Genomic DNA, 24912 nt, shown 5'->3' on the forward strand with positions numbered 1-24912 from the left:
CCTCGGCATACTTGTTGGTCAGGCCGCTGCCCTGTGCCTGCATGACCCGCTTGCTGGTGTAGTTCTCCGAGGCGATCAGTTCGAGATGGTCTTCCTGGCGGGCCTCTTCGGCGTCCATCGCGGCGAGCAGCTCGTCGTCGTAGCCGCGGATCTGGTCATGCTTGCTGAACATCGCTGGGTCTCCCTGCGGCGCCGGAACCGCGCCGGAATGGCTGCAACGGGACACGCGGTCCCTTTGCCAGCGATGGTATGACCGGCCCTGCCGGCCCAGATGCCTATGCACGCCACGGGGAAGTGCGTTTGCGACATGTCGGAAAACCCCGAAAACGGACACTTTTCATGGTGGGAACCGCTCCGGACGCCCAGAATGCCCGTTGGAAACCACGTCAGGAAGACACTCCGGCCCCCGGGCCGTTCTCCATGCGCACGGAGCGAGACATGTCCAAGCCCGCCGCCCGTCTGGGCGATACCAATGCCTGTCCACTGCCCGGACACGGCAGCAACCCCACTGTCAGCGGTTCCCCCGACGTCCTCATCAATGGCCTGCCGGCTCTTCGCGTCGGCGACAGCAGCGCCTGCGGTGACGCCGTCGCCGAAGGAATAGGCTGCATCCTGGTCAACGGCCAGCCCATTGCCTTCCTCGGCAGCGCGACCGCCCATGGCGGGGTGATCGTCAGCGGTTCCGGCGACGTCCTCGTCGGCACCCAGCACACCCCCGCACCGTTCGTGGCGCCGACGCCAATGCCGGGTGGGTTCAATTGCCAGTTGCGGTTGTCTGCCGCCAATGGGCAGCCATATTCTCACCTGTCATACCGCGCCGTACTCGAGGATGGTTCGGTCCGCCAGGGTGTGACCGATTCTGCCGGTGCGACGCAGCCGATCCGTACGGCTACGCAGATGACAATCATCAGTATCCAACTGCTGCCGCCAGCGATTGCTGCTTGTTGTAGCCGACACGATCCTGCTCAGGGCGGTGGTCTGACGATGCCGCTGAGCGGAGTGCGAACCGCGCCGGCCAAAGGACAGAATGTGAATACGGTTCCCTTGAGCAAGGACGACAAGTCCCGAGCGCTGACCAGCGGCGAACTGGCGATGGCACAGAGCTTGTTCAAGGATTCGATCGACTACTCCAGAGTGAAGGTCCACAACGAGGAGTACCTGCCTTTCGGCCTGCAACCAGACAACACGGCCATGACCCCGAACGGCGAGTTGTACTTCAATCCCGACTACTACAAGGACGACTTTTCCATTTCGGCCACGGACCAGCACTGGTTCATGCACGAGATGGCGCATGTCTGGCAGTACCAGTTGGGCTATTGGGTAAAGCTGCATGGACTATTGCTGCATCCCGGTTCGCTCTGGGGTCTGCTGGGCGATCCTTACCGGTACGAGTTGAAGCCTGGCGACAAGCTTCAGGATTTCAACATGGAGCAGCAGGGCGACATTCTGGCCGACTATTACTGCTGGACAATCGGAAACCCGACCAGAAGCACCAGCGGTCAAGCAGTTGCCAATATCGGGTTGCATCAGTCCGTACTCAGTGACTTCCTGAGAAATCCCAATGACAAGAATCTCCTTCCTTAGGCTGCTGTCGATAGTGTTCGCCATCGCCTGTGTCAGCCATGTCCAGGCCATGTCCCGTCATCACGATGGCGCGGCGCGGGTCTGGATGCAGGGTGGCCGGCTCTGCCTGGGCGTCGGCGCCGACTATGAGGTCGGCGGCTTCTTTTCCGGCACTGCGCAGGTCGACGAGAACCAGGTCGGTCTATATGCCATACAGGTGAGCCAGCAACAGGCGCCGGCCTGGGTGCAGAACCGGCCTCCGGGCACGCTGGGTGCGTTTGTGCGCCTGCGTTCGGATACCTGTGTCGAATACGGTCGGGCAATCGGATCGTTCGATACTCAGGTTCCGGCCAGGCGCTTGGAGCCCGGCGTCTACGAGGTGATGTTGCAGGCTGGCGACCAGAAGAAGCGGCGAGCCTGGTTTTACAAGCGCTTCTGTCTCGCCGGCAAAGATGGGGAATGGTCGGTTTCCGGGGTTCACCGTGTCGAAGGGACTGCCGAATGGCGTTGCGACGAGTAGTCGGGAACCTGCTCGGGGGCGTGCTATCCGGCGATGCCAGCGATAGCCGGAGGCGGACTGGAGGCCTCCATGGCCTGTCGCTCGCGGGTCTTGTCATGGCGCTGCTCGCTTCCGGCGTAGGCCATGCCCGCACAGCCTTTCCCGTCGAGTCCCGGCCCATCGGGGGCGACGAGTCATTTTTTCGGTTGGCCGAAACCTCCGAGAGTCCGGTGGAGTACATGGGCAGGCTCCCACCGCGGAATCCGCGAATCGAGGAGGGCCGTTTTGACGAGGAGAGCGGCCTGTTGCGCTACAAGGTACGCAACGACGATGTGGAGCCTGGCCGGGATTTCTTCTTCCTGGCCAAGATCCTGGACTTCGATTGGTCCTACTACCTGTATCACGATCTCTACGCCGCATCGTTCCGCTTCCTTTCGGTCAGGGCCGTTGCAGTGCTGGACTCCGGTGACCGGCAGGCCGCCTAGCTGCCGGCCAGGACGGACATGTCATATCTCATGGAAAGTCCTGCGCTCGAAAGGGCGCTGTATCGGAAGGCCCTCGACCAGGGCGCTCCCGATCTGCCGTGCATGAATGCCCGGGACCGTGCCGGGTAGCCAATGCCGCGTTGCACGAGGCCCCGGCCAGGAATGTAGGCCAACGCCGGAACCCCTGACTTCCACATGCCCATACAAGCGATGCGAAACGCCCCGCGCTGCGGCTAAACTGCCAGCTCTTCGTCCTGCGAGAACACCATGAAACGCCCGCTGATCTTCCTTTCCGCCGTGCTGCTCGGCGCATCCCTGCAGGGGTGCGGGGGCGGCGATGAGAAACAGGCCGCCGTGCCCGCGCCACCGGCCGATTCCTGCACCGGCCATGAACTCGAAGTGGCCTTGCCACCGGCCGGCAAGCCACTGTTCGGCTACGACTTCCTCTCCCGCCAGTGCGGCTACAACGATGCAACCGTGGTCTTCGGCGCCGCCGACGGCGGCAAGCGCCTGGAGATCGTCCTCACCGACACCGGCCTGCCGGCGCCGCCGACCGAGGGCGACGCGCTGGCCTATCGGGCGGCGCAGGACAAGCTGCGCGAGATGACCCAGACCAACCTGACCCTGCTTCACAAGACCCGCGAGACCGCGCTGAAGAACGGCACCGCCGAGCGCTTCGGCGGCGAGGACTACCTGCCGCTGATCGATACCACGCGGATGGGCGACCCGCTGGGAGTGATGGTCCCGGCCAAGGGTGAGGAGGGCGTCTCGACCCTCAGCGGAGTGATCAAGAACCGCTACGTACTGACCCTCAGCACCCGCGACACGCCCAATGGCGGCAGCGCCACGGCGATGCGCCAGGTGCTGGTGCCGTTCGTCGAGCAGATGAAGCTGACCAAGCTACCCTGACAGACTGTGTCGGCACGTACCCGTGCCGGCACGACCGCACGGAGCCCCACAAGGGCTCGGCAACCGTTCCATCCGAGGCCCACATGACCGATCACACCCAACAGTTCGCCAGCGACAACTATTCCGGCATCTGCCCCGAAGCCTGGGCGGCGATGGCCGAAGCCAACCGTGGCCACGAACGCGCCTATGGCGACGACCAGTGGACCGCGCGTGCTTCGGACTACTTCCGCCAGTTGTTCGAGACCGATTGCGAAGTGTTCTTCGCCTTCAACGGCACCGCCGCCAACTCCCTGGCCCTGGCTGCGCTGTGCCAGAGCTACCACAGCGTGATCTGCTCGGAGACCGCCCACGTCGAGACCGACGAGTGCGGCGCGCCGGAGTTCTTCTCCAACGGCTCCAAGCTTCTGCTGGCGCAGACCGAGGTCGGCAAGCTGACCCCGGCGTCGATCCGCGACATCGCTCTCAAGCGCCAGGACATCCACTATCCGAAGCCGCGCGTGGTGACTCTCACCCAGGCCACCGAGGTCGGCACGGTGTACCGCCCGGACGAGCTGAAGGCGATCAGCGCCACCTGCAAGGAGCTCGGCCTGCACCTGCACATGGACGGCGCGCGCTTCTCCAACGCCTGCGCCTTTCTCGGCTGCTCGCCGGCGGAGCTGAGCTGGAAGGCCGGGGTCGACGTGCTCTGCTTCGGCGGCACCAAGAACGGCATGGCGGTGGGCGAGGCGATCCTGTTCTTCAACCGCGACCTGGCCGAGGACTTCGACTACCGCTGCAAGCAGGCCGGCCAACTGGCCTCGAAGATGCGCTTCCTCGCCGCGCCCTGGGTCGGCGTACTGCAGGACGATGCCTGGCTGCGCTACGCCGATCACGCCAACCGCTGCGCACGCCTGCTGGCCGAGCTGGTGGCCGACGTTCCGGGCGTCAGCCTGATGTTCCCGGTAGAAGCCAACGGCGTGTTCCTGCAGCTTTCCGAGCCGGCGATCGAAGCCTTGCGCGCGCGCGGCTGGCGCTTCTACACCTTCATCGGTGAAGGTGGCGCGCGTTTCATGTGTTCCTGGGATACCGATATCGAGCGGGTCCGCGAACTGGCGCGGGACATCCGCCTGGTGATGGGCGCCTGAGTCCGCTCTCGGCCGCCTCCATGGCGCGGGGCGGCCGCTCGTTCCCCAAATCCTGTGGATAACTCTGTGGGCTAACTGTTCGGGAGCTATGCAAAAGTGCTCCCTGGAACGTCCTTCCTGTCTCCGCCTGAGACGCCGAAAGCCTTTATTCACGCGGCTCCACTCCAGTGGCGGGATAACCAGTCCAATCCACAAACACTGTGGAACCGAATGTGAATAACGTGTTCGCAGTCGCTTCCGGGCGGCGCCCCGCCGGGCTCTCCGGAGGCTGGTCGGTTTTTGAGCGAAAACAGCCGTTTGTGAACAGAGGATGACGGTTCGGGTGAAATGCGCTGACGAAACGGTGACGGGTATTGTCCCCTCCAGGCCCATGCAAGCCTGTGGATAGAAAAGAAGGGAGCGAAGTGGGCGCAAAAGTCGAAAACACCCTGCGCGGACGTAACAGCTTGAGGAAAAAGACAAAACTCTTCCGTTCCGAAGTCGCTGGGAGAATGGAAGCAATCGCCCAGGGGAATTTCCCCCAATTCCTGTTGAGGTCGATGTGAAGAGCCTGTTTATAGAGTGCGGAGAGCCAGAGGGGGCGCGCCTTTCAGGGTACTGGTCAAGAATTGATCGGATATTCTGTCAACAGGTGGTGGGCTTGCTTTAGGGAGCTTGTGTATAAACGCAAGGTTGCCCACAAAAGGCCTGGAAAGTCTTGTGGACAACCTGTATGGATAGCGCCAGAAGCCGCATAGGGCTGGGCCTGCGCTGGCTTGATCAATAAATGATCGGTGCATATGGGAAGAGCCGGATTGCCAGAGAAGGCAGAGGTTTTTCTTCATGCTGTGAATATTTTTTTGTTTTTCCCCAAGGGAAGTGCAAAGCCCTGTGGAAAAGTTGTTCGCTCACGCTTGGGCGGGCCGTACGGCGGGGTCTCTGGCGTATTGATCGTTAAATGAGCAGGAGAGTGCGGCCAGCCCGAGCGTGCGGCGAAGCGCGATTTACCCGGAAGGGAAGCCGGATGGGCTTGCGGAGCCCTCGCGCCACGGAGGGGTATTGTCGGTATGTTGTTCCTGGAGCCGCAGGACATAGGGGAGGCGATGGATTGCACAACTTGTGGATAAGTCTGTGATCAACCTAGCCTGGAAAGGGCTTCCCGGAGGCAGGGAAGGGCTGAGTAACCGGGCCCTGAAATGCACTTGTATCTTTAAAATTTACCTTTTATTTCAAATGCTTGAGTGAATATATGGCGAGCATCCACGCGGCGAGGGAACACCTGTATGGAATTCCAGTCCGTATGTGGACAACCTTGGCGCCCTGGTGTTTTCCAGTATGAGAAGGTCAGCTTCGCCGTGGCTCTGGTGGTTGGCCGGAGCCTTGATTACCCTTGGCTTTTGCCAGGAAAGTGGGATGGATCATGGATGATCGGATGTCAGACAAGCCGCTCGGCCGCTTGTTGCTCGAAGGCCTCGGCGAGATCGCCTGGATCGCCGTGCTGGTGGCCCTTGGCGTCCTCCTGCCGTTGCCGCTGGTAGCGCTGGGTTGGGCGCTGCTGCTGGGCGCCGAGTGGGCCACGGATCGTTGGCGCGGCAAGGTGCCGTATCGCCTGCAACAGGCGCTGTTCTTCTGGGTTCTGGGTGGCGGCATCGCCCTGGGCCAGGCACTGCCGGGCTTCTGGCTGGGACTGGGTGGTGGCTTGCTGGCGGTGATCGGCGGCGTGCTGTTGCAGATCCGTTTCGAGCGCGGCCTGCGCCTGGAGCGCCAGGCTCCGCAAGCGCTGGACGTACCGCTGCCGGCCGGAGGTAGCGCCTGGGGCGGCGCAGCGCCCGAGCGGACCCCCGAGGGCGAGGCGATCCGCCTGTTCGACGGCGGCGAGATCGCCATGGGCGGCCCGCTGGTATGCCACTACCTGATGCCCGACGGCTGCTTCATCCCCGACTGCAATCCTTCGGCACGCTTTTCCAGCGATGGCCGCCACTTCGTTTCGCCGCTACCGAGCCGAGGCGCCTGGGGCCTGGCGATCTTCGACCGGCAGGAGCGGTTGCTCTACCGCTGTGCCGTGGACAACTTCTGGGAGCTGGACAGCGTCACCGAGCGCGAGGTGATCGGGCGGCACAGTCCGCTGACGTCCAACGCACCGCAGCGCCTCGAGCTACAGATGCTGAAGGCCGGCAGCGAGGCCGAGTCCTTCGTTGCCATCGGCGACCTCTGGCTGCCCGAGAGCGAATGGCAGCGCTGGAGCAGGGATCTGCGAGCGCAACCGTTACCGACCCCGCTTGGCGGACCCGCGCTGGAAATCCGCCCCTGGCTGCCGGACAGCCTGCTGGCCCTGGACGATCCTTTCGCGCCGCTGCGCGCCAACCGCGGCGAGCTGTGGATAAACGGCGAGGCCAGCGGCCTCTACCTGTCCCGTGAAGCGCCGCCATTGGTTTGGAACGATGACGGCCGGGCGCTGGCGCTGCAGGCTGCAGGCGAGCCGCTGGGGCAGGGTACCTACTGGCTTTGGCGAGAGGACGGCGGTCTGCGTGCGCTGGGCGAGCCGTGGTCGGCGTTGCCTGCCGAGCCCCATGCCGGCGGGCCCGAATTGCTCGGGCTGGAGAGTGGCTGGCTGCGTTTCGGCCTGGACCTGGCGCAACCCTGCCTGACCTACGAACGCTACGGCACGCTGGGTTCGTACAGCCATTCCAGCCTCTACCTTCTGCACGCTCGCGATGCGGACGACCGGCCGCGCTGGCGTGAGGCCGACATGCCGCGCCTGGACCTGTTGCTGCCGCTGGATGGCGCGGCTGGCAGGCCGGGATGCCTGTTGCAGAGCGCACCGCTGGCCGATGGCAGCCGGGCCGTCTGGGAGTGGTTGCGCGACGATCAGGAGGCGGAGCGTGGCGCCTATGCCTTGCGCCTGGGCGACTGGCGCCTGGATGGCGAGTGGACGCTCGACCACCGCGTGTCCGATTGCGGTCGCTACCTGGCCGTGGTGGCCTTCGCCGAGGCGCCGACCCTGCCGCAGCGCCTGGCCATACTCGATAGCCGGGAGCGGCGCCTGGAGTGGCTCGCCGAGCCGCTGGCCGATCTACACCTGCAAGGTTTCATCGATGGCCAGGTGCATCTGCTCCACCTGCTCGGCCGCAACGCCTACCAGCCGCCGGGCGGGCCGGGCGAAGGCGACCCCGGCCTGTTGCGACGCTTCGACGAAGGCTTGCCCGAGCCCGGCGCCTGGCACGCATTCGGCCGCTTCCACGACGACTGGCGGCATTACTACGAGCAGGCGCGGGTGGCGTTCGATGGCACGGCCTGGCGGCTGTGCCCCGCGTCGCGCTGGCTGGAGGCACCGCCGCGGCCCTGGAGCGACGGCGACTTCGTCTTGCCGTCGGTGGGCGCGGAGGACGCCGCCTGGGGCTTCGGTTTCCACTACGAGGGCATGCACCGCGACGAGGACGTGCGCGCCGGGTTCAGCCGCGACGGCTACCTGCTGACCGCGTCGGGCATCGGCTTGGGCAACCTGGCGGCGCCAATGATCTGGTCGGCGGACGGTCGCTACCTGGCGCTGACCCGGCACGTCCAGCGCTACGAGGAAAGCGACCTGGAACGGGACCAGTGGCGCCTGCTGCTGCTCGACGTGCAAGAGCGGACGTTGCGTCGCTACCGCGACGACCTCGGCGAGTACCCGTGCTTCGACAGCTTCGACGACGACCTGTGCTTCCGCTGCGCGGGGACGGGGCGCTACGTGCTGGCCCTGGACTCGCTGCTGAAGGCTCCCGCCGAGCCGCTGCAGGCCTGCGCCGGACGCTGGCTGCCGGCCGAGGAACTGCCGCGGCGGCGCTACTGGGAGCGCCTGGCGTTTCCCTCGCGCCCTCAGTAGTCGATGACCACGTCGCCCTTGAGTACGCTGCAGCAGGAGAGGATGTAGCCTTCGGCGACATCCTCGTCGGTGATCCCGCCGTTGTGCTCCATCTCCACCTCGCCGGCGGTCTTCATCACCTTGCAGGTGCCGCAGATGCCCATCCCGCAGGCCTTCGGAATGTGCAGGCCGAGCTTGGCGGCGGCAGCGTGCACGGTTTCCCCGGGGCTGACGCGGATGCTCTTGCCGGTGGCGGTGAATTCCACCTGGTGCTGGTCGGCGACCGGTACCTCCGGCGCCTCGGCGGCTTCTGCGGCCAGTTCCCTGACGTCGGCGCGGACCTCCGGCGGAGTCGGCCCGAAGGCTTCCTCGTGGTAGCGGCTCATGTCGTAGCCGTGGCCCTGCAGCAGGTGCTTCACCGCGCTCATGTAGGGCGTCGGGCCGCAGCAGAAGATTTCCCGCTCGAGGAAGTCCGGGGCGATCAGTTCCAGCATGCGCAGGTTCAGGTAGCCACGGTAGCCGGCCCAGGCTTCGCCGAGGCCGTGGCGCTCGCAGATGATGTGCAGGCTGAAGTTGTCGATCCGCGAGGCCATGTGCTCCAGCTCGCGGTGGTAGATGATGTCCTTCGGCGAACGGGCGCTGTGGACGAAGACCATGTCGACGTTGGCGTTGGTGTCGAAGAACCAGCGCGCCATGGACATCACCGGGGTGATGCCGACCCCGCCGGAGAGGAACAGCACCTTGTCGGCCGGGAAGTCGATGGCGTTGAACAGGCCGACCGGGCCGTGCACCGGTAGCTCCTGGCCTTCCTTGAGGTTGTCGTGCAGCCAGTTGGAAACCCGCCCACCCGGTACCCGCTTGATGGTGATGGAGAAGCTGTAGGGCACCGAGGGCGAGCTGGAGATGGTGTAGGAGCGCATCACCGGCTCGCCGTCGATCTCCAGCTCCAGGGTGACGAATTGGCCCGGCTTGAAGAAGAACAGGATCGGCTGGTCGGCCATGAAGCAGAAGGTGCGCACGTCCCAGGTTTCCTGGATGACCTTGACGCAGCGCACGAGGTGCCGGCCGTTGGCCCAGGTCTGGGTGGTGACCGGATTGAGGAAGTTGCTCGACATGATGATCTCTCCGCGCGCCCGGGGCCGGACGATGGCCTGATGGGGCGGATTGTGCGCATCGCCGTGGCCGCTCATTTACCTGCCAGCGACATTTACATGCTTATCGCGACCTGCCTGCTGGGGCGCGGCCCGGAGCGTCGGAAACGGATGCGGTCATGTCGCCCATGGATAAGGTCGGTGGCGGGCGCGGGCCCACACTCCAGACCAGCCGAGACGAGGGTTTGCATGAACCCCGGGAGGGTAGAGCCCGGACGTGTAGAGCGACTGACCTTCATTCCCGCCACGGCGGGGCCCGTCCATCGGCAGGGCGGGATTCCGGACGCCGCGCCGGGATGAGGAAGGCTGTGAACGCCACCTTGCGTAGCAACCGTATCAGCCACTTTTTCCGCCGCCACCCGCGCGGGGGCGGCATGAGGAGTTACCGATGGACGTCACTTCCACCCTGAGTCTCGGCGATCCCCTGGAACCGGCCCGCAAGGCCACCGCCGACATGCTGCGCAGCCGCGACCACGGCTTTTCGCTGCCGCAACCCTTCTACTGCGACCAGCGCCTGTTCGAGATCGACATGCAGGAGATCTTCCACAAGGAATGGCTGATCGCCGGCATGACCTGCGAGATTCCCGCCAAGGGCAATTTCCTCACCCTGCAGATCGGCAAGAACCCGGTCCTGGTGATCCGTGGCGCCGAAGGCCAGGTGCATGCCTTCCACAATGTCTGCCGGCACCGTGGCTCGCGCCTGTGCGTGAGCGAGAAGGGCAAGGTGGCCAAGCTGGTCTGCCCCTACCACCAGTGGACCTACGAGCTGGATGGCCGCCTGCTGTTCGCCGGCACCGAGATGGGCGCCGACTTCGACATGAAGGAGTACGGCCTGAAGCCGATCCAGGTGAAGACCGCCGGCGGCTACATCTTCATCAGCCTGGCGGAGAACCCGCCGGCCATCGACGACTTCCTGGCGACGCTCGAGCACTACATGGAGCCGTACGACATGGAGAACGCCAAGGTGGCGGTGCAGACCACCATCCGCGAAGCCGCCAACTGGAAGCTGGTGATCGAGAACAACCGCGAGTGCTACCACTGCAACGGCTCCCATCCGGAACTGCTGAAGACCCTGCTGGAGTGGGACGACGTCACCGACCCGCGCGCCAGCCAGGCGTTCAAGGACCAGGTGGCGGCCTGCACCAGCGCCTGGGAGGCCGAGAAGATCCCGTACGCCCATGCCAGCTTCGGCCTGCGCAATCGCATCGTGCGCATGCCGCTGCTGGACGGCACGGTGTCGATGACCATGGACGGCAAGCAGGGCAGCAAGAAGCTCATGGGCCGGATCAAGAACCCCGACCTCGGCTCGATGCGCATCCTGCACCTGCCGCACTCCTGGAACCACTGCATGGGCGACCACCTGATCGTCTTCACCGTGTGGCCGATCAGCGCCCAGGAGACCCTGGTCACCACCAAGTGGCTGGTGCACAAGGACGCGGTGGAAGGCGTCGATTACGACGTGGCGCGCCTGCGCGAGGTATGGGACGCGACCAACGACCAGGATCGTCGGCTGGCCGAGGAGAACCAGCGCGGGATCAACTCCGATGCCTACCAGCCTGGTCCATACTCGAAGACCTACGAGTTCGGCGTGATCAATTTCCTCGACTGGTACAGCGAGCGCATGCTGAACAACCTTGGCGAGGAGTCCGCCCACGTGCGCAAGGTGGCCGGCAGCTGAGCCGGACGAGGCGCCCCCTGGCGGGGCGCCGCTGCGGAGGAAAGGTCATGGACAACCTGCTGTTCTACGTCAGTTCCGCTTTCGTCAGCCTGCTGCTGGCCTGGAACCTGTTCGCCTGCTGGCGCCGCCAGCGGCCGCCGGAGAAGTCCCGGCCCTGAGCCCGCGCGCTCGCCTTGCCTCCCGCCTCCGCCCCCTGACAGCCTCCCGGCAAAAGGACTAAGGTGAGAGGACTCAACCTGAACGGGCCGCTCAAGGGCGGCCTCTGGAGGCAAGCGTGGAAAACAATCCCCTGTGGGCCGAACTGGGCAAGCACTGGAAACTGGTGGCCCTGCGCGGCGTGGCGGCGCTGGTGTTCGGCGTCCTGACCCTGCTCTCGCCGGCCCTGGCGCTGACCGTGCTGGTGCTGTTCTGGGGCGCCTACGCGCTGGTGGACGGAGCGTTCGCCCTGATCGCCGCGTTCAACATGCGCAGCGATGGGCAGTTCAACTGGCCTCTGGCGCTGGTCGGGGTGATCGGCGTGGCGGCCGGCCTGGTTGCGTTCTTCTGGCCGCAACTGACCGCCATCGGCCTGCTCCTGATCATCGCCGGCTGGGCGCTGGCGATGGGGATCTTCCAGATCGTCGCGGCGATCCGCCTGCGCAAGTCGATCCAGAACGAGTGGTGGATGATCCTCTCTGGCGCCATCTCGGTACTGTTCGGCGTGCTGATGATCGCCAACCCCGGCGCCGGGGCGCTGGCGGTGGTCTGGGTGATCGGCGCCTACGCGGTGTTCTTCGGCGTGCTGCTGGTCATGCTCGCGCTGCGCCTGCGCAAGACCTCGACCCTGAAGGCCTGACGCGGTGGCGGCGAAGCCGGCGGAGGAAACGCGCTGGTGCCTGTGGCGCCAGGACGACAACGGCAATGCCTTCGTCATGCGCCGCGACCTGACGCGCGACGAGGCCTGCGCGCTGGTCAAGAATTACCAGGCGCGCGGGCATCGGCAGCTGTATTGGGCGAGTCCGCAGGCGCGCGACTAGCCGGATGCCCCGGCGATCCGCTCGACCAGCGCCTCCAGGCGCTGCTCCACCGCCCGCAGGCGCGGCGACTCGCCGTCGTTCGCGCCGAGCTGGCGGGCGCAGAGATTGAGCGCGGAGAGCACCACCAGCTCGTTGCTGGTGACGTAGGGAAACTTGCGCTTGTTGGCGTCCACTTCCGCCTGCAGCAACGCGGCGGCGTCCGCGAGGGCCCGCTCCTCGCCGGCCGGCACGCGGATCGAATAGTCCCGACCGAGGATCGACAGGACCTGGACGCCGTCGCGGCTCATGCGCTAACCGGTTGCTGCGCGCTGAGGCGCTCGACCAGGGCTTCCAGGCGGGCCTGGGTGCCGCTCTGCTTTTCTTCCTGCTCGAGCATGGAGAGTTGCAGGGTTTCGTTTTCCTCGGTGGCCTGGCGCAGCTGCTGCTGAAGCTGGTCGTGGCTGTCGCGCAGGGCCTGGTTCTGTTGCAGCAGCTCGGCTACCAGGGTTTCCAGGCGTTCCAGGGTGTTCTCCAGCATGATCTCGTCCCAGTCGTTCAAAGGGCGCGCAGGATAAAGAAAAGCGTCTGCCGAAGCCAGGTCCGTGGTCGGTTGCCAGGCTTCGGCACCCGGCTTCACCAGTGAAAGCTGCCGCCCAGCGAGTAGTGCCCGGGGTCGGCGACGAAGGGATCGCGATCGGTGGCCGGCGGGCAGTTGCGCCGTTTCAGGCAGTCTTCGGCACGCTCGGCGTAGCTGCGTTCGTCGCCGCTGACGCGGACGTCCGGAAGGATGCCGGAGAAGGAGGGATAGCCCTGGGCGCAGCCGACCAGGAACAGGAACGGCAGAAAAGGGAAGAGGCGTCGGCTCATGGGGATACTCCGGTGGGCGGGGATCATTGGGGTTGCTCGACGATGCGACGGATGGTGCCGCCGCAGATGTCGGTGAAGCAGCGGTCGTAGTCGGAACTGCAGTTGAAGTTGCCGGAGCCGCCGAAGCCGTTGTAGCCGAACGAGGAGGAATAGCCTGGTGCCAGGCACTCCTTGCGCGCCTGCTTCTTGCTCTTGCCCTGGCTGCAATAGTGGTAGCTGCGCCGTTCCGCTTCGCGCAGGCGGTTTTCGTTCTGCCATTCCAGGCGCGCGAGGCTTTCGCACTGGCTCTGTTGCGTGCGGCACTGGGCGACGCAGGTGCGTCCCGCCTCGCTTGGCGGCATCACGTACTGGTAGCGGACGGAGGGGCCGCAGCCCGAGGTCAGGGCGAGCGCGAGCGCAACGCCTGAGAGGTTCAGGTGTCTGTTCATGGTTTCTGGTTGGGAAAGGGTGGAGCGGGGATCAGTCGTCCGCGACGTATTCCAGGATGTCGCCCGGCTGGCAGTCCAGGAAGGCGCAGATCTTCTCCAGGGTGTCGAGGCGGATGCCCTTGACCTTGCCGTTCTTCAGCAGGGACAGGTTCTGTTCGGTGATACCGATGGCTTCCGCCAGCTCCTTGGAGCGGACCTTGTTCTTCGCCAGGATGACGTCTAGTCGGATGATGATCATGAGGTCGTCATATGAAGGCTCTTACTTCTTCGTCCAGTTTCCTGGCTTCGCTCATCATCAGGCCGAACGAGCAGAGAAAGATCGCCTTGAGAAACTCGTAGGCCGCTTCGGAAGTGAGTCCTATCGAAACGCTCAGGACACGCTCGCCGTCGGGCAGGTCGAGAGATAGTACAAGACCTTGCAGCGTATTGATAAATGGCTGGAGCAAGAGTGCCAGGAAGGACAGCAGGCCGATGTGCACCAGGGTCCTGGCGTTGCGCTGCGACCAGCGTTCGCCCTTGGCCAGGCGGCGGAAGAACAGGCCGGTGAGCGCCAGGCCGAACGCGGAAAGCAGGGTCGGCAGGTAGTCCAGCAGCATCAGCAGCGCCCGGCTGCTCCAGGACAGGACGAAGCCGTCGCTGGCCAGGCGCGGCATTTCATCGCTCCAGGCCTGCAGGTAGCCCTGCTCGCTGAGGCCGGAGAACCAGAGGTGGGTGTTCGCTCCGAGTTCGATGCAGGCCATGCCCCAGGCCAGGATGGCGCAGAGCATGCCGAGCAGATAGAGCTTGTGGTTGCTGAGATGCGTGGACAGCGCCATGCCGGGTTCCCCTGTGTGTTTCGCGTCTGGATGGCGAAACTAGGGAATAAATTATCGTAAAACAATAATTTATCGTCACCACGTCATAATCTGTGATCTGGCGCACAGTGCGTTCTGACCCGCTTCAGCGGATCACGCCTTCCTCGCGCAGGAGCTTGAAGATGGCTTCGGCGCCGGCTTCCGCCGATACATCCTTGAGTACCTGCCCGGTACCGCCGGAGGCCTTGGCGGTGGCGGCTTTCATCCGCTCGGCGCCGGTCTTCGCCTTGATTACCTTGAGCCGCTTCGGTCGCGGCCGGGCCGGTTGCAGGCTGTCTTCGGCGAGCAGCGGGTCGTCGGCCACCTCCACCTCATGGGCCTCGATCTCGCCACGCCTAGCCGGGCCGAAGGCGCTCTGCCGGGCCGCCGGCGCGGCATTGTCGACGCTGGCGACGAACGGCAGGCGTACCCGCAGCCGGCGTCGCTGGCCGCGAGGCAGAGCCTGGAGGACCTGGGCGCTGCCGTCTTCGACCTTCTCGACCTCGGCCAGGCCGACCACCAGTGGCCAGCCCAGGCGCTCGGCGAGGAGGAAGGGCAGCATCCCGGAGCCTTCCCCGGTTTCCGCCTGGCTGCCGGTGAGCACCAGTTGCGCGCGGGAGTCGCGCAGGTGCTCGGCCAGTGCAGGCAGGGCGTCGGCGCCGGCCGGCTGTTCCAGCACGGACAAGCGTTCCAGGCCCATGCCGAGATAGCCGCGCAGCGCCTCGGCGTGCGGGTCGCCGGCGTGCAGAACCTGCAGGCGCGGGCCGCTCAGGCGCAGGCCGAGTTCCACCGCGCGGGCGTCCTGTTCGGCGCGGCGAGGGCGTCCGGAGGCGGGATGGGCGCCGATGGAGACCAGCGCGACGATGTTCAGCTCAGTCATGGTTCGATACCGATGAAAGGTACGTGGAAGCGGGTTCAGGCCGCATCGCGGGCGGCGCCGTTGCGGTGTGCCTCGGCCAGGCGGATCAGCGCGCGGAGGATTTCCGTCGAGTCGCCGATCACCGAGAGATCGGCGCGCTTGATCATGTCGCAGCCGGCGTCGCGGTTCACCGCCACCACCTTGTCGCAGGCGCCTATGCCCTGCAGGTGCTGGATCGCCCCGGAGATGCCCACCGCCAGGTAGACCCGCGCGGTGACCCAGGTACCGGTGGCGCCGACCTGGCGGTTGCGCGGCATGTGCCCGTCGTCCACCGCCACCCGCGAGGCGCCCTCGGTGGCGCCGAGGGCGGCGGCGGCCTGGTGGAACAGCGTCCAGTCCTGCACGCCGTTGCCGCCGGAGAGAATGAACTCGGCCTCGGCCATGGGAATCCGCGCAGGGTCCACGGCCACCGGGCCGAGGTCCTCGATGCGTGGCAGGTTGCGCGCCACCTGCTCGGCCATGTGCAGTTCGCGAACCTCATGGCGGGTCTCGCTGACCGGCTCGGCGCATTCCGCCGCGGCCAGCAGCAGGCGCGGCAGGGCGCGCTGGATGTCCTCGCGGCCGGCGCCGGCGCGGCCGATGCAGCGGCCGTCCTCGACCTGCCAGACGCGTCCGGCCGGCCGTTCGCCGAGCGCGGCGGCCAGGCGCCGGCCCAGTTCGCCACCGCCGTTGCGACTGTCCGGGAACAGCCAGTGACGCGGGGCGAGCTGGTTCTCCAGGTTGCGCAGGGCGAGTATTCGCTGCTCGGGCGCGTAGCCGTCGTATTCGCCGCCGGAGAGGTGCAGCAGGCGGTCGACGCCGGCGCTGTCGAAGGCGCTTTCCTTGTGTTCGCCGAACACCACGGCGAGCACCGCGCCGTCGTTGCCGGCAAGCTTGCGGGCCAGTCCGAGGAGGTCCTTGTCGTGGCTGGAGAGACGGCCTCCGACCATGTCCGGGACTACCGCGACGAGGAATGCCGGTTGCTCGACCACATGCAGCGGCAACTGCGCTTCCTGCGTTACGCTGGCGCGGCGCGCGCCGCTGCCCTGCTGACCGCCGGAGCGATCGATGCGGCGGATACCGTTGGGGCCGACGAAGCCGACGGCGTGCGGGTTCTTGCGGACCACGCCGTGGGGGCCCATCCAGCGCACCTCGCCGCCTTGGGCGGAGTGCATGGCCGCGTGCAGCGGATGCAGGCGGTTGCGGGCGATCCATTCGGCGCGTGGATCGCGACGGACGATGTCGTTCATGCGGAATGCTTCCTGTGGCTGCGGCTACCCGATCCCGCGGCCCCCTCCCTGGAGGGAGAGGCCGCTATCCGTGCTGCCCCGGTCAGCAGCGGATTCGATGCGAAGCTTGACACTCTCATCAATGCACCTCCGCCACGGCTTCACGCCGCACCGGCTTTTTTGCCGGCGCTTCCGCCTGTTCTATCAGCGCTTCCGCCACCAGCTCGGCGATGTCCTTGATCTCCGGCCGCGGCGCCACCACGCCTTCGAGCATCGCGGTGCACTGCGGGCAGCCGACGGCCACCAGCTCGGCGCCGGTCTCGCGGATGTCGGCCATGCGCATGTCGGGAATCCGTTGCTTGCCGGGGATGTCGGTGATCGGAGCGCCGCCGCCGCCGCCGCAACAGCGCGAGCGGAAGCCGGAGCGTTGCATTTCCTTGACCTCGATGCCGAGTGCGCGCAGGACGTTGCGCGGCGCCTCGTACTCGCCGTTGTAGCGGCCCAGGTAGCAGGGGTCGTGGTAGGTGACGCTGCCGGCCTTGCTGCGGCCCAGTCGTAGCGTGCCGGCACGCAGCAGTTCGTCGATGAAGGTGCTGTGGTGCAGCACCTGGTAGTCGCCGCCGAGGGCGCCGTATTCGTTCTTCAGCACATGGAAGCTGTGCGGGTCGCAACTGACGATGCGGGCGAAGCGGTATTTCGCCAGGGTCGCGATATTGCGCCTGGCCAGGTTCTGGAAGGTCGCCTCGTCGCCCAGCCGGCGCGCCACGTCGCCGCTGTCGCGCTCCTCCAGGCCGAGCACGGCGAAGTCCACCGCGGCCGCCTTGAGTATCTTCACGAAGGCGCGCAGGGTGCGCTGGTTGCGCATGTCGAAGGCGCCGTCGCCGACCCAGAACAGCACCTCGGCGCTCTTCTTCTCGCTCATCAGCGGCAGGTTCAGGTCGGCCGCCCAGTTCAACCGGCCGCCGGGGGCGAAGCCGCCGGGGTTGTCGGTGGCGATCAGGTTGTCCAGCACCTCGGCGCCCTTGTTCGGCGTGGCGCCTTTCTCCAGGGTCAGGTGGCGGCGCATGTCGACGATGGCGTCGACGTGCTCGATCATCATCGGGCATTCCTCGACACAGGCCCGGCAGGTGGTGCAGGACCACAGGGTGTCGGCGTCGACCAGGGCCTTGCCCTCCAGCGCGACGATCGGCTGGTGCGGGCCGCCGCCGTGCTCGCCCAGCGGTTTGCCTGGATAGGGGCTGCCGGCGAACTTCGCGTCGTTGCCGCCGGCCAGGCCGATGACCATGTCCTGGATCAGTTTCTTCGGGTTCAGCGGCTGGCCGGCGGCGAACGCCGGGCACATCGCCTCGCACTTGCCGCACTGCACGCAGGCGTCGAACCCGAGCAACTGGTTCCAGGTGAAGTCGCTGGGCTTTTCCACGCCCAGCGGCGCCTGCGGATCGGCCAGGTCGAGCGCCTTGAGGCCGGTGGAGCGGCCGCCGCGCCCATCTTTTCTGGAGAACCGTTCGGCGCGGCGGTGCCAGGCCAGGTGCAGGGCACCGGCGAAGGCGTGCTTCATCGGCCCGCCCCAGGTCATGCCGAGGAACAGCTCGGACACACCCCAGGCCACGCCGATGGCGAGGAGGCCGGCGAGGAACCAGCCGCCGAAGCCTTCCGGCAGGATCCCGGCCACCGGCAGGGTGGCGAGGAAGAAACTCGCGGCGAACGCCAGCAGGCTCTTCGGCAGGCGCATCCAGGGGCCCTTAGACAGCCGCGAGGGTGGGTCGAGGCGGCGGCGGGCGACGAACAGCGCGCCGACGAACATCAGCGCCGTGGCCGCCAGCAGGGCGAAGCCGAGGATCCGGCCGTGCAGCCCGAAGCCGTGCACCAGGATCGCCAGCAGCGCCGCCAGGACGAAGCCGCCGGCGGTGGCGACGTGGGTCCTGGACATGTACCTGTCGCGCTCTACCACATGGTGCAGGTCCACCAGGTAGCGACGCGGCATCTGCATGAGGCCGCCGATCCAGTCGACCTTGGCGGGTCGGCCGCGGCGCCACATGAGGAAGCGCTTCGCGGCGCCGAGCACGGCAAGTGCCAGGGCGGCGAAGAGCAGGAGGGGGAGGAGGGTGTCGAGCATTTCTGGTCTCCCTGCGGGACGTCAGGCGGCGCTGGATCGGCTCCTCTCCCGCTTGCGGGAGAGGGGGGCGACCGTGCCGGTCGGATGCCACGAGGCGTGTCTTAGAAATCCTTGCACAAGCGCAGCGCGTCATAGATCGCCGCATGGGTGTTGCGCTGGGCCACGCAGTCGCCGATGCGGAACAGCAGGTAGCCTTCTCCGGGCTGGCTGAGGCAGGGCTGCGGCTGGATCGCGAACAGCGCCTCGACGTCGATCTGGCCCTTGTTCCGCGAGCCCTGCTTGAGCGCGTAGTAGAGGCTCTCGTCGGGGCGCACGCCGTTTTCCACCACCACCTGGTCGACCACCCGCTCTTCCCGCGCGCCGGTGTATTCGTTCTCCAGCACCGCCACCAGCTTGTCGCCCTCGCGGTAGACCTTCTCCAGCATGAGGTCGCCGGTCATGATCACTTCCTTGGGATACATGCTGCGGTAGTAGGTGGGGAAGGTGGTGCCGCCGATGGCCACGCCCGGCTTGATGTCGTCGGTGACGATCTCCACCTGGGCGCCCTTGTCGGCGAGGAAGTCCGCCACCGACATGCCGCTGAACTCGCAGATGGTGTCGTAGACCAGCACGTTCTTGCCTGGCTCGACCGTGCCGTCGAGCACGTCCCAACTGCTCACCACCAGGCCTTCGGCGGCGCCCCAGTGTTCGTTCTGCTCGAGGAACGGATGTCCGCCGTTGGCCAGCACCACCACGTCCGGGCGCAGGTCGAGGATGGTCTCGGGGTCGGCCGCGGTGCCCAGGCGCAGGTCGATGCCCAGGCGCGCCAGCTCCAGTTGGTACCAACGGGTGATGCCGGCGATCTGGTCGCGTTGCGGCGCCTTGGCGGCGGTGGTGATCTGGCCGCCGAGCTGCTCCTTCTTCTCGAACAGGGTCACGTCGTGGCCGCGCTCGGCCGCCACGCGGGCAGCTTCCATCCCGGCCGGCCCGCCGCCGACCACCACCACCTTGCGCTTCGGCCCGGCGGACTTCTCGATGATGTGCGGCACGCCCATGTATTCGCGGGAGGTCGCGGCGTTCTGGATGCACAGCACGTCCAGGCCCTGGTACTGGCGGTCGATGCAGTAGTTGGCGCCGACGCACTGCTTGATCTGGTCGACCTGGCCCATCTTGATCTTGGCGATCAGGTGCGGGTCGGCGATGTGCGCGCGGGTCATGCCGACCATGTCCACGTAGCCGCCTTCGAGGATGCGCGTGGCCTGGTTGGGATCCTTGATGTTCTGCGCGTGCAGCACCGGCACGTCGACCACTTCCTTGATGCCGGCCGCCAGGTGCAGGAACGGCTCCGGCGGGAAGGTCATGTTGGGGATGACGTTGGCCAGGGTGTTGTGGGTATCGCAGCCGGAGCCGACCACGCCGATGAAGTCGAGCATGCCGGTATCGCTGTAGTACTTGGCGATCTGCTTCATGTCCTCGTGGGACAGGCCGTCCGGGTGGAACTCGTCGCCGCAGATGCGCATGCCGACGCAGAAGTCCTCGCCGACCTCGGCGCGCACCGCCTTGAGCACCTCGAGGCCGAACTTCATGCGCCCCTCGAAGCTACCGCCCCATTCGTCGGTGCGCTTGTTGACCCGTGGGCTCCAGAACTGGTCGATCATGTGCTGGTGCACGGCGGACAGCTCGACGCCGTCCAGGCCGCCTTCCTTGGCGCGGCGGGCGGCCTGCGCGTAGTTGCCGATGACCCGCCAGATCTCCTCCACCTCGATGGTCTTGCAGGTGGCGCGGTGCACCGGCTCGCGGATACCCGACGGCGACATCAGGGTCGGCCAGTGGTAGCCGTCCCAGCGCGAACGGCGCCCCATGTGGGTAATCTGGATCATGATCTTGGCGCCGTGCTTGTGCATGGCGTCCGCCAGGTTCTGGAAGTGCGGGATGATCCGGTCGGTAGACAGGTTCACCGAACTCCACCACTGCTGCGGGCTGTCGATGGCGACCACCGAGGAGCCGCCACAGATGGCCAGGCCGATGCCGCCCTTGGCCTTTTCCTCGTAGTACTTCACGTAGCGCTCGGTGGTCATCCCGCCGTCGGTGGCGTAGACCTCGGCGTGGGCGGTGGAGAGCACGCGGTTGCGGATGGTCAGCTTGCCGATCTGGATCGGCTGGAACATTGCTTCGAAGGCCATGACCCTTTCCTCGGCTTACAGGGGTTTGACGACGAACAGGCCGTCTTCGTGACCGTCCTCGGCGCCGCTGTAGACCTGTTCGGCCACGGTGCGCAGGCTGCTGCCACGGGCGGCGAGGATCTGGTCCATGGCGCCGGCGAACCAGCCGGTGAACATGTAGTCGACCTTGCGATTGACCTTGCCGTAGACGTAGACGAAGGCGGAGTGCCGCAGGCGGACCTCGGCGGTGCCTTCCTCGAGGTTGATCCGCTCGATCTCGAACAGGCCCCAGCCGCGCTGGGACAGGCGCTTCATGTAGTGCTCGAACACCGCCACGCCCTCCAGGCCGTGACATTCGGCTTCCTTCTCGCACCAGTGCCAGGCGGACTTGTAGCCGGCCTTGTAGAGGATCTCGGCGTAGGCGTCGGCGCCCAGCACTTCCTCGATGCCCATGTGGTTGTTGACGAAGAAATGTCGCGGTACATAGAGCATCGGCAGGGCGTCGGTGGTCCAGACGCCGGTCTCGCTGTCGACCTCGATGGGCAGTTGGGGGGCGTGTTTGGCCATGGTGTAAGCTCCGATTCTTTTGACTCCCTCTCTCCCTTCAGGGAGAGAGGCGGGGAGAGGGAAGATGGGTGCGATGCAATGCCCCTCCCTGGAGGAAGAGGCGACGAGTCGGGAGTGGGCCGGGAGTTACTCGCCCCAGACGTCCTGCAGGACCCTTACCCAGTTCTCGCCCATCACCTTGCGCACCACGCGCTCGGGCATGCCGCGCTCGAGCAGGGTCTCGGTGAGGTTGGGGAATTCGCCGACGGTGCGGATGCCCAGCGGGTTGACGATCTTGCCGAAGTTGGTCAGGCGCCGGGCATAGCCCTTGTCGTGGGTCAGCCACTCGAAGAAGTCGTGGCCGTGGCCCTGGGTGAAATCGGTGCCGATGCCGATGGCGTCCTCGCCGACGATGTTCATCACGTACTCGATGGCCTCGGCGTAGTCGTCGATGGTCGAGTCGATGCCTTTCTTGAGGAACGGCGCGAACATGGTCACACCGACGAAGCCGCCATGATCGGCGATGAACTTCAGCTCCTCGTCGGACTTGTTGCGCGGGTGTTCCTTGAGACCGGACGGCAGGCAGTGGGAGTAGCAGACCGGTTTCTTCGATTCGAGGATGACCTCTTCGGAGGTCTTGCTGCCGACGTGGGAGAGGTCGCACATGATGCCGACCCGGTTCATCTCCGCGACGATCTCCCGACCGAAGCCGGAGAGTCCGCCGTCACGCTCGTAGCAGCCGGTGCCGACCAGGTTCTGGGTGTTGTAGCACATCTGCACGATGCCCACGCCGAGCTGCTTGAACACCTCGACGTAGCCGATCTGGTCCTCGAATGCGTGGGCATTCTGGAAGCCGTAGAGGATGCCGGTCTTGCCCTGCTCCTTGGCCTTGCGGATGTCCGCGGTGCTGCGCACCGGGATCACCAGGTCGCTGTTGTCGCGGATCAGCTTGTTGCTGGCGACGATATTGTTCACCGTCGCCTGGAAGCCTTCCCATACCGACACGGTGCAATTGGCGGCGGTCAGGCCGCCCTTGCGCATGTCCTCGAACAGTTCGCGGTTCCACTTGGCGATGATCAGACCGTCGATGACGATGCTGTCGGCGTGCAATTCGGCTGGGCTCATCTGGCATACCCCTTTCAGGCTGGGCGCGCCGGGACTTGTGCCGACGCTTTGGGGGCAGCATATCGTCGGGGCCCGGCGCGACCCGGCCCGAAAACGACCAGGGTCGTGCCGAAAGCGTCAAGCGTGCGACCGCAACGACGGAGGGCAATGTCGCGGATGGAACAGGTGCTGGCCGCCCGGGACCGGCAACGGAGCGCGCGCGCCCCTGCCGGTGCGGGTTCAGAGGCCGAGTTCGCCGAGCGGCGGATGGTCGTCCGGCCGGCGCCCCAGCGGCCAGCGGAACAGCCGCTGGTCCTCGCGGATCGGCAGGTCGTTGATGCTGGCGTGACGTTCGTACATCAAGCCCTGCTCGTCGAACGCCCAGTTCTCGTTGCCGTAGGAGCGGAACCAGTTGCCCGAGTCGTCGTGCCATTCATAGGCGAAGCGCACGGCGATGCGGTTGCCGGTAAACGCCCAGAGTTCCTTGATCAGCCGGTACTCCTGCTCGCGCTGCCACTTGCCGCTGAGGAATTCGACGATCCGCTCGCGGCCGCGGATGAAGGTCGAGCGATTGCGCCAGACGCTATCGGGGCTGTAGGCCAGCGAGACGCGCTGCGGGTCGCGGCTGTTCCAGCCGTCCTCGGCGGCGCGGACCTTCTGCGCGGCGGTTTCGGCGGTGAAGGGGGGAAGCGGGGGACGGACGTCGCTCATGGCGGGCTCCTCGGTCTGCGGTGGTTTTCGATGGGAACAGCGTAGGGCAGGGCGAACGCGGCCGAATGACGTCGATACCACGGATCCTGCCAATCCCGCCTCGCTCCCTGGCTGTTTGCCAGGCTGGCCAGACCTACCCCGGAGAGGGCTATGATGGCCACCACCGGAGTGGACAAGGATCGACCTCGCGCAATGACCTCCACCACCTACCTCGGCCTGCTGCTGGTCGGTATCCAGGTACTCGGCTTCGTCGCCGCCATCCATGCCGTGCTCACCGTGCGCACCGCCCAGGGCGCGATCGCCTGGGCCACCTCGTTGGTATTCATGCCGTACCTGACCCTGCTGCCGTACCTGGTGTTCGGTCGCAGCCGTTTCGACGCCTACATCGAGGCGCGGCGCCAGGCCAACCGCGAGATGCACCTGGCGGCCGCCGAGCTGGACTGGCGTCCCTGGGTCGAGGAGGCCCTGGCGGCCCGCCAGGTCAGCGGCTACAAGGGGCTCAAGGCGCTGGTGCGGATGACCCGCACGCCGACCCTGGCGAACAACCGGGTGCGCCTGCTGGTGAACGGCGAGGCCAGCTTCGAGGCGATGTTCAAGGCGATCTCCGCCGCCCGTCAGGTGATCCTGGTGCAGTTCTTCATCGTCCGCGACGACGCCCTCGGCCAGCGCCTCCAGCAACTGCTGCTGGAACGCGCGGCCAACGGCGTCGAGGTGTTCTTCCTCTATGACGCCATCGGCAGCCACGCGCTGCCGCACCGCTATGTCGAGCGGCTGCGCCAGGGCGGCGTGCAGGTGCATGGCTTCAGCACCGGCAGCGGCATGCTCAACCGCTTCCAGGTGAATTTCCGCAACCACCGCAAGGTCGTGGTGGTGGATGGCGAGTGCGGTTTCGTCGGCGGGCATAACGTCGGCGTCGAGTACCTCGGCGAGAAGCCGCCGCTGGCGCCCTGGCGCGACACCCACATGGAACTGCGCGGGCCGGCGGTGGCGTGCCTGCAGGAAAGCTTCGCCGAGGATTGGTACTGGGCGACCCACAGCCTGCCGCCGCTGATCCTGCCGCCGCAGTACGACAGCGAGGGCGCGCTCTGCCAGGTGGTCGCCAGCGGCCCGGCGGATGCCCAGGAAACCTGCTCGCTGTTCTTCGTCGAGATGATCAACGCCGCCCACGAGCGGGTCTGGATCACCTCGCCGTATTTCGTTCCCGACGAAGCGGTGATGGCCGCCCTGCGCCTGGCGGTGCTGCGCGGCGTCGACGTGCGCCTGCTGATCCCCTCGCGCCCGGACCACCGCACGGTGTATGCCGCGTCCAGCCTCTACGCGCTGGAGGCGATCCGTGCCGGAGTCAAGGTGTTCCGCTACCAACCCGGCTTCCTCCACCAGAAGGTGGTGCTGGTGGACCGCGACACCGCCGCCGTCGGCAGCGCCAACCTGGACAACCGTTCGTTCCGCTTGAATTTCGAGGTGATGGTGGTGACCGTCGACGAGGGCTTCGCCGGCGAGGTGGAGGCGATGCTCGAGGCGGATTTCGCCGAGTCGCTCGAATTCACTCCGGAAGACCGCCGCAGCGTGCGCCGCCTGCAGCAACTGGGGATGCGCGTGGCGCGGCTGGTCTCGCCGATCCTCTGAAAACCTTCGCGGACTCTGCACGTCGGCAAAACTGCGTTGGAAACGGCTTCTTCCCCGGCCGTTTTCGCCCGGCTTCTCCAGCTCGCCAGATCGTCGGCAGGTCCTGAGCGACGCCTCTGCCGCCCGCCGACCGCGCGGGCGTGCAGCTTTTCCCTAGCCAGCGACTACAAAAATCATAATTTCGCTATT

At 66.1% G+C, this 24912-nt stretch carries 24 protein-coding genes and 1 pseudogene; 10 read left to right on the top strand and 15 right to left on the bottom strand.

The features are described from left to right. Positions 1-172 (bottom strand): annotated as a pseudogene (gene glyA / locus HMPREF2886_RS32905) (serine hydroxymethyltransferase); the annotation flags it as partial. Between the two features lie 266 nt (positions 173-438). On the opposite strand from glyA, the gene HMPREF2886_RS04225 reads away from it, so the two are divergent. From HMPREF2886_RS04225 to HMPREF2886_RS04250, 6 genes are all read left to right on the top strand, one after another. Then, positions 439-1584: a PAAR domain-containing protein gene (locus tag HMPREF2886_RS04225; protein ID WP_070746839.1), complete on the top strand. Its 1146-nt coding sequence runs from the start codon at positions 439-441 to the stop codon at positions 1582-1584. Then, complete coding sequence (locus HMPREF2886_RS04230) at positions 1562-2083, top strand: hypothetical protein (RefSeq protein WP_235584027.1); 522 nt, start codon at positions 1562-1564, stop codon at positions 2081-2083. Before HMPREF2886_RS04225 ends, HMPREF2886_RS04230 begins: the two co-directional genes overlap by 23 nt. 95 nt (positions 2084-2178) lie before the next feature. Beyond that, on the top strand, positions 2179-2547 hold the full coding sequence (locus HMPREF2886_RS04235) for a hypothetical protein (protein WP_124138344.1): 369 nt from the start codon (positions 2179-2181) through the stop codon (positions 2545-2547). Positions 2548-2814: 267 nt separating this feature from the next. Further along, positions 2815-3456 (top strand): hypothetical protein, encoded by a 642-nt coding sequence (locus HMPREF2886_RS04240; protein ID WP_033972244.1) that lies wholly within the window; start codon positions 2815-2817, stop codon positions 3454-3456. An 83-nt stretch (positions 3457-3539) separates the two neighbouring features. Further along, positions 3540-4580 (top strand): threonine aldolase family protein, encoded by a 1041-nt coding sequence (locus HMPREF2886_RS04245; protein ID WP_003105702.1) that lies wholly within the window; start codon positions 3540-3542, stop codon positions 4578-4580. Between the two features lie 1411 nt (positions 4581-5991). After that, on the top strand, positions 5992-8421 hold the full coding sequence (locus HMPREF2886_RS04250; RefSeq protein ID WP_070746841.1) for a ferredoxin: 2430 nt from the start codon (positions 5992-5994) through the stop codon (positions 8419-8421). Here HMPREF2886_RS04250 and gbcB read toward each other — a convergent pair. After that, positions 8415-9515 carry a glycine-betaine demethylase subunit GbcB gene (gbcB, locus tag HMPREF2886_RS04255; protein WP_070746857.1) on the bottom strand — a complete coding sequence of 367 codons (1101 nt, stop codon included), beginning with the start codon at positions 9513-9515 and terminating at the stop codon, positions 8415-8417. The two genes, HMPREF2886_RS04250 and gbcB, sit on opposite strands and share 7 nt — an antisense overlap. Before the next feature lie 424 nt (positions 9516-9939). Here gbcB and gbcA point away from each other — a divergent pair, with 424 nt between their 5' ends. From gbcA to HMPREF2886_RS04270, 3 genes are all read left to right on the top strand, one after another. Next, positions 9940-11229: a glycine-betaine demethylase subunit GbcA gene (gbcA, locus tag HMPREF2886_RS04260; RefSeq protein ID WP_033972247.1), complete on the top strand. Its 1290-nt coding sequence runs from the start codon at positions 9940-9942 to the stop codon at positions 11227-11229. Positions 11230-11503: 274 nt separating this feature from the next. Beyond that, entirely contained in the window at positions 11504-12064 is a 561-nt protein-coding gene (locus HMPREF2886_RS04265; protein ID WP_003096765.1) for an HdeD family acid-resistance protein, read from the top strand. A gap of 4 nt (positions 12065-12068) precedes the next feature. Beyond that, positions 12069-12245 (top strand): hypothetical protein, encoded by a 177-nt coding sequence (locus HMPREF2886_RS04270; protein ID WP_070746845.1) that lies wholly within the window; start codon positions 12069-12071, stop codon positions 12243-12245. Here HMPREF2886_RS04270 and HMPREF2886_RS04275 read toward each other — a convergent pair. The 13 genes from HMPREF2886_RS04275 to HMPREF2886_RS04335 form a co-directional block, all read right to left on the bottom strand. Next, positions 12242-12532, bottom strand: a complete 291-nt coding sequence (locus HMPREF2886_RS04275) for a cell division protein ZapA (RefSeq protein WP_003105708.1) — start codon at positions 12530-12532, stop codon at positions 12242-12244. The genes HMPREF2886_RS04270 and HMPREF2886_RS04275 overlap by 4 nt on opposite strands. Then, positions 12529-12762 carry a hypothetical protein gene (locus HMPREF2886_RS04280; RefSeq protein WP_003105710.1) on the bottom strand — a complete coding sequence of 78 codons (234 nt, stop codon included), beginning with the start codon at positions 12760-12762 and terminating at the stop codon, positions 12529-12531. The genes HMPREF2886_RS04275 and HMPREF2886_RS04280 overlap by 4 nt, the downstream gene beginning before the upstream one ends. Positions 12763-12857: 95 nt before the next feature. Next, complete coding sequence (locus HMPREF2886_RS04285) at positions 12858-13091, bottom strand: hypothetical protein (protein WP_031688945.1); 234 nt, start codon at positions 13089-13091, stop codon at positions 12858-12860. Positions 13092-13114: 23 nt separating this feature from the next. Then, complete coding sequence (locus HMPREF2886_RS04290; protein ID WP_033972248.1) at positions 13115-13519, bottom strand: hypothetical protein; 405 nt, start codon at positions 13517-13519, stop codon at positions 13115-13117. Positions 13520-13550: 31 nt separating this feature from the next. Next, complete coding sequence (locus HMPREF2886_RS04295) at positions 13551-13757, bottom strand: helix-turn-helix domain-containing protein (RefSeq protein WP_003096753.1); 207 nt, start codon at positions 13755-13757, stop codon at positions 13551-13553. A gap of 7 nt (positions 13758-13764) precedes the next feature. After that, positions 13765-14334: a hypothetical protein gene (locus tag HMPREF2886_RS04300; protein ID WP_003096751.1), complete on the bottom strand. Its 570-nt coding sequence runs from the start codon at positions 14332-14334 to the stop codon at positions 13765-13767. 124 nt (positions 14335-14458) lie between these two features. Then, on the bottom strand, positions 14459-15232 hold the full coding sequence (locus HMPREF2886_RS04305; protein ID WP_033972250.1) for an electron transfer flavoprotein subunit beta: 774 nt from the start codon (positions 15230-15232) through the stop codon (positions 14459-14461). A 35-nt stretch (positions 15233-15267) separates the two neighbouring features. Next, positions 15268-16500: an electron transfer flavoprotein subunit alpha gene (locus HMPREF2886_RS04310; RefSeq protein WP_058173315.1), complete on the bottom strand. Its 1233-nt coding sequence runs from the start codon at positions 16498-16500 to the stop codon at positions 15268-15270. Between the two features lie 118 nt (positions 16501-16618). Beyond that, positions 16619-18595, bottom strand: coding sequence for a dimethylglycine demethylation protein DgcB (gene dgcB, locus HMPREF2886_RS04315; RefSeq protein WP_033978531.1), 1977 nt, complete (start codon positions 18593-18595; stop codon positions 16619-16621). A 101-nt stretch (positions 18596-18696) separates the two neighbouring features. Beyond that, positions 18697-20757: a dimethylglycine demethylation protein DgcA gene (gene dgcA, locus HMPREF2886_RS04320; protein ID WP_003114446.1), complete on the bottom strand. Its 2061-nt coding sequence runs from the start codon at positions 20755-20757 to the stop codon at positions 18697-18699. 15 nt (positions 20758-20772) lie between these two features. Continuing rightward, entirely contained in the window at positions 20773-21303 is a 531-nt protein-coding gene (locus HMPREF2886_RS04325; RefSeq protein WP_003107282.1) for a DUF5943 domain-containing protein, read from the bottom strand. Positions 21304-21429: 126 nt separating this feature from the next. Beyond that, complete coding sequence (locus tag HMPREF2886_RS04330; protein ID WP_057388725.1) at positions 21430-22407, bottom strand: dipeptidase; 978 nt, start codon at positions 22405-22407, stop codon at positions 21430-21432. Positions 22408-22626: 219 nt separating this feature from the next. Further along, positions 22627-23097, bottom strand: coding sequence for a nuclear transport factor 2 family protein (locus HMPREF2886_RS04335; RefSeq protein WP_070746847.1), 471 nt, complete (start codon positions 23095-23097; stop codon positions 22627-22629). A 153-nt stretch (positions 23098-23250) separates the two neighbouring features. Here HMPREF2886_RS04335 and cls point away from each other — a divergent pair, with 153 nt between their 5' ends. Continuing rightward, the gene (gene cls, locus HMPREF2886_RS04340; protein ID WP_079387302.1) at positions 23251-24723 is read left to right on the top strand and encodes a cardiolipin synthase; all 1473 of its coding nucleotides are present in this window, start codon (positions 23251-23253) and stop codon (positions 24721-24723) included. The last annotated feature ends 189 nt before the right edge of the window (positions 24724-24912 follow it).

The sequence above is a fragment of the Pseudomonas sp. HMSC066A08 genome (assembly GCF_001813025.1).
In the GTDB taxonomy this organism is placed as follows: Bacteria; Pseudomonadota; Gammaproteobacteria; order Pseudomonadales; family Pseudomonadaceae; genus Pseudomonas; species Pseudomonas aeruginosa.

Excerpts from the sequence above, each read along its gene's own strand:
- HMPREF2886_RS04275 (WP_003105708.1), bottom strand. The coding sequence starts at position 12,532 with ATGAGCCGCGACGGCGTCCAGGTCCTGTCGATCCTCGGTCGGGACTAT.
- HMPREF2886_RS04325 (WP_003107282.1), bottom strand. The coding sequence starts at position 21,303 with ATGGCCAAACACGCCCCCCAACTGCCCATCGAGGTCGACAGCGAGACC.
- HMPREF2886_RS04285 (WP_031688945.1), bottom strand. The coding sequence starts at position 13,091 with ATGAGCCGACGCCTCTTCCCTTTTCTGCCGTTCCTGTTCCTGGTCGGC.
- HMPREF2886_RS04230 (WP_235584027.1), top strand. The coding sequence starts at position 1,562 with ATGACAAGAATCTCCTTCCTTAGGCTGCTGTCGATAGTGTTCGCCATC.
- HMPREF2886_RS04280 (WP_003105710.1), bottom strand. The coding sequence starts at position 12,762 with ATGCTGGAGAACACCCTGGAACGCCTGGAAACCCTGGTAGCCGAGCTG.
- HMPREF2886_RS04250 (WP_070746841.1), top strand. The coding sequence starts at position 5,992 with ATGTCAGACAAGCCGCTCGGCCGCTTGTTGCTCGAAGGCCTCGGCGAG.
- dgcB (WP_033978531.1), bottom strand. The coding sequence starts at position 18,595 with ATGCTCGACACCCTCCTCCCCCTCCTGCTCTTCGCCGCCCTGGCACTT.
- HMPREF2886_RS04330 (WP_057388725.1), bottom strand. The coding sequence starts at position 22,407 with ATGAGCCCAGCCGAATTGCACGCCGACAGCATCGTCATCGACGGTCTG.
- HMPREF2886_RS04225 (WP_070746839.1), top strand. The coding sequence starts at position 439 with ATGTCCAAGCCCGCCGCCCGTCTGGGCGATACCAATGCCTGTCCACTG.
- cls (WP_079387302.1), top strand. The coding sequence starts at position 23,251 with ATGGCCACCACCGGAGTGGACAAGGATCGACCTCGCGCAATGACCTCC.
- HMPREF2886_RS04305 (WP_033972250.1), bottom strand. The coding sequence starts at position 15,232 with ATGACTGAGCTGAACATCGTCGCGCTGGTCTCCATCGGCGCCCATCCC.
- HMPREF2886_RS04245 (WP_003105702.1), top strand. The coding sequence starts at position 3,540 with ATGACCGATCACACCCAACAGTTCGCCAGCGACAACTATTCCGGCATC.
- HMPREF2886_RS04290 (WP_033972248.1), bottom strand. The coding sequence starts at position 13,519 with ATGAACAGACACCTGAACCTCTCAGGCGTTGCGCTCGCGCTCGCCCTG.
- HMPREF2886_RS04335 (WP_070746847.1), bottom strand. The coding sequence starts at position 23,097 with ATGAGCGACGTCCGTCCCCCGCTTCCCCCCTTCACCGCCGAAACCGCC.
- gbcA (WP_033972247.1), top strand. The coding sequence starts at position 9,940 with ATGGACGTCACTTCCACCCTGAGTCTCGGCGATCCCCTGGAACCGGCC.
- gbcB (WP_070746857.1), bottom strand. The coding sequence starts at position 9,515 with ATGTCGAGCAACTTCCTCAATCCGGTCACCACCCAGACCTGGGCCAAC.
- HMPREF2886_RS04235 (WP_124138344.1), top strand. The coding sequence starts at position 2,179 with ATGGCGCTGCTCGCTTCCGGCGTAGGCCATGCCCGCACAGCCTTTCCC.
- HMPREF2886_RS04300 (WP_003096751.1), bottom strand. The coding sequence starts at position 14,334 with ATGGCGCTGTCCACGCATCTCAGCAACCACAAGCTCTATCTGCTCGGC.
- HMPREF2886_RS04310 (WP_058173315.1), bottom strand. The coding sequence starts at position 16,500 with ATGAACGACATCGTCCGTCGCGATCCACGCGCCGAATGGATCGCCCGC.
- HMPREF2886_RS04295 (WP_003096753.1), bottom strand. The coding sequence starts at position 13,757 with ATGATCATCATCCGACTAGACGTCATCCTGGCGAAGAACAAGGTCCGC.
- dgcA (WP_003114446.1), bottom strand. The coding sequence starts at position 20,757 with ATGGCCTTCGAAGCAATGTTCCAGCCGATCCAGATCGGCAAGCTGACC.
- HMPREF2886_RS04240 (WP_033972244.1), top strand. The coding sequence starts at position 2,815 with ATGAAACGCCCGCTGATCTTCCTTTCCGCCGTGCTGCTCGGCGCATCC.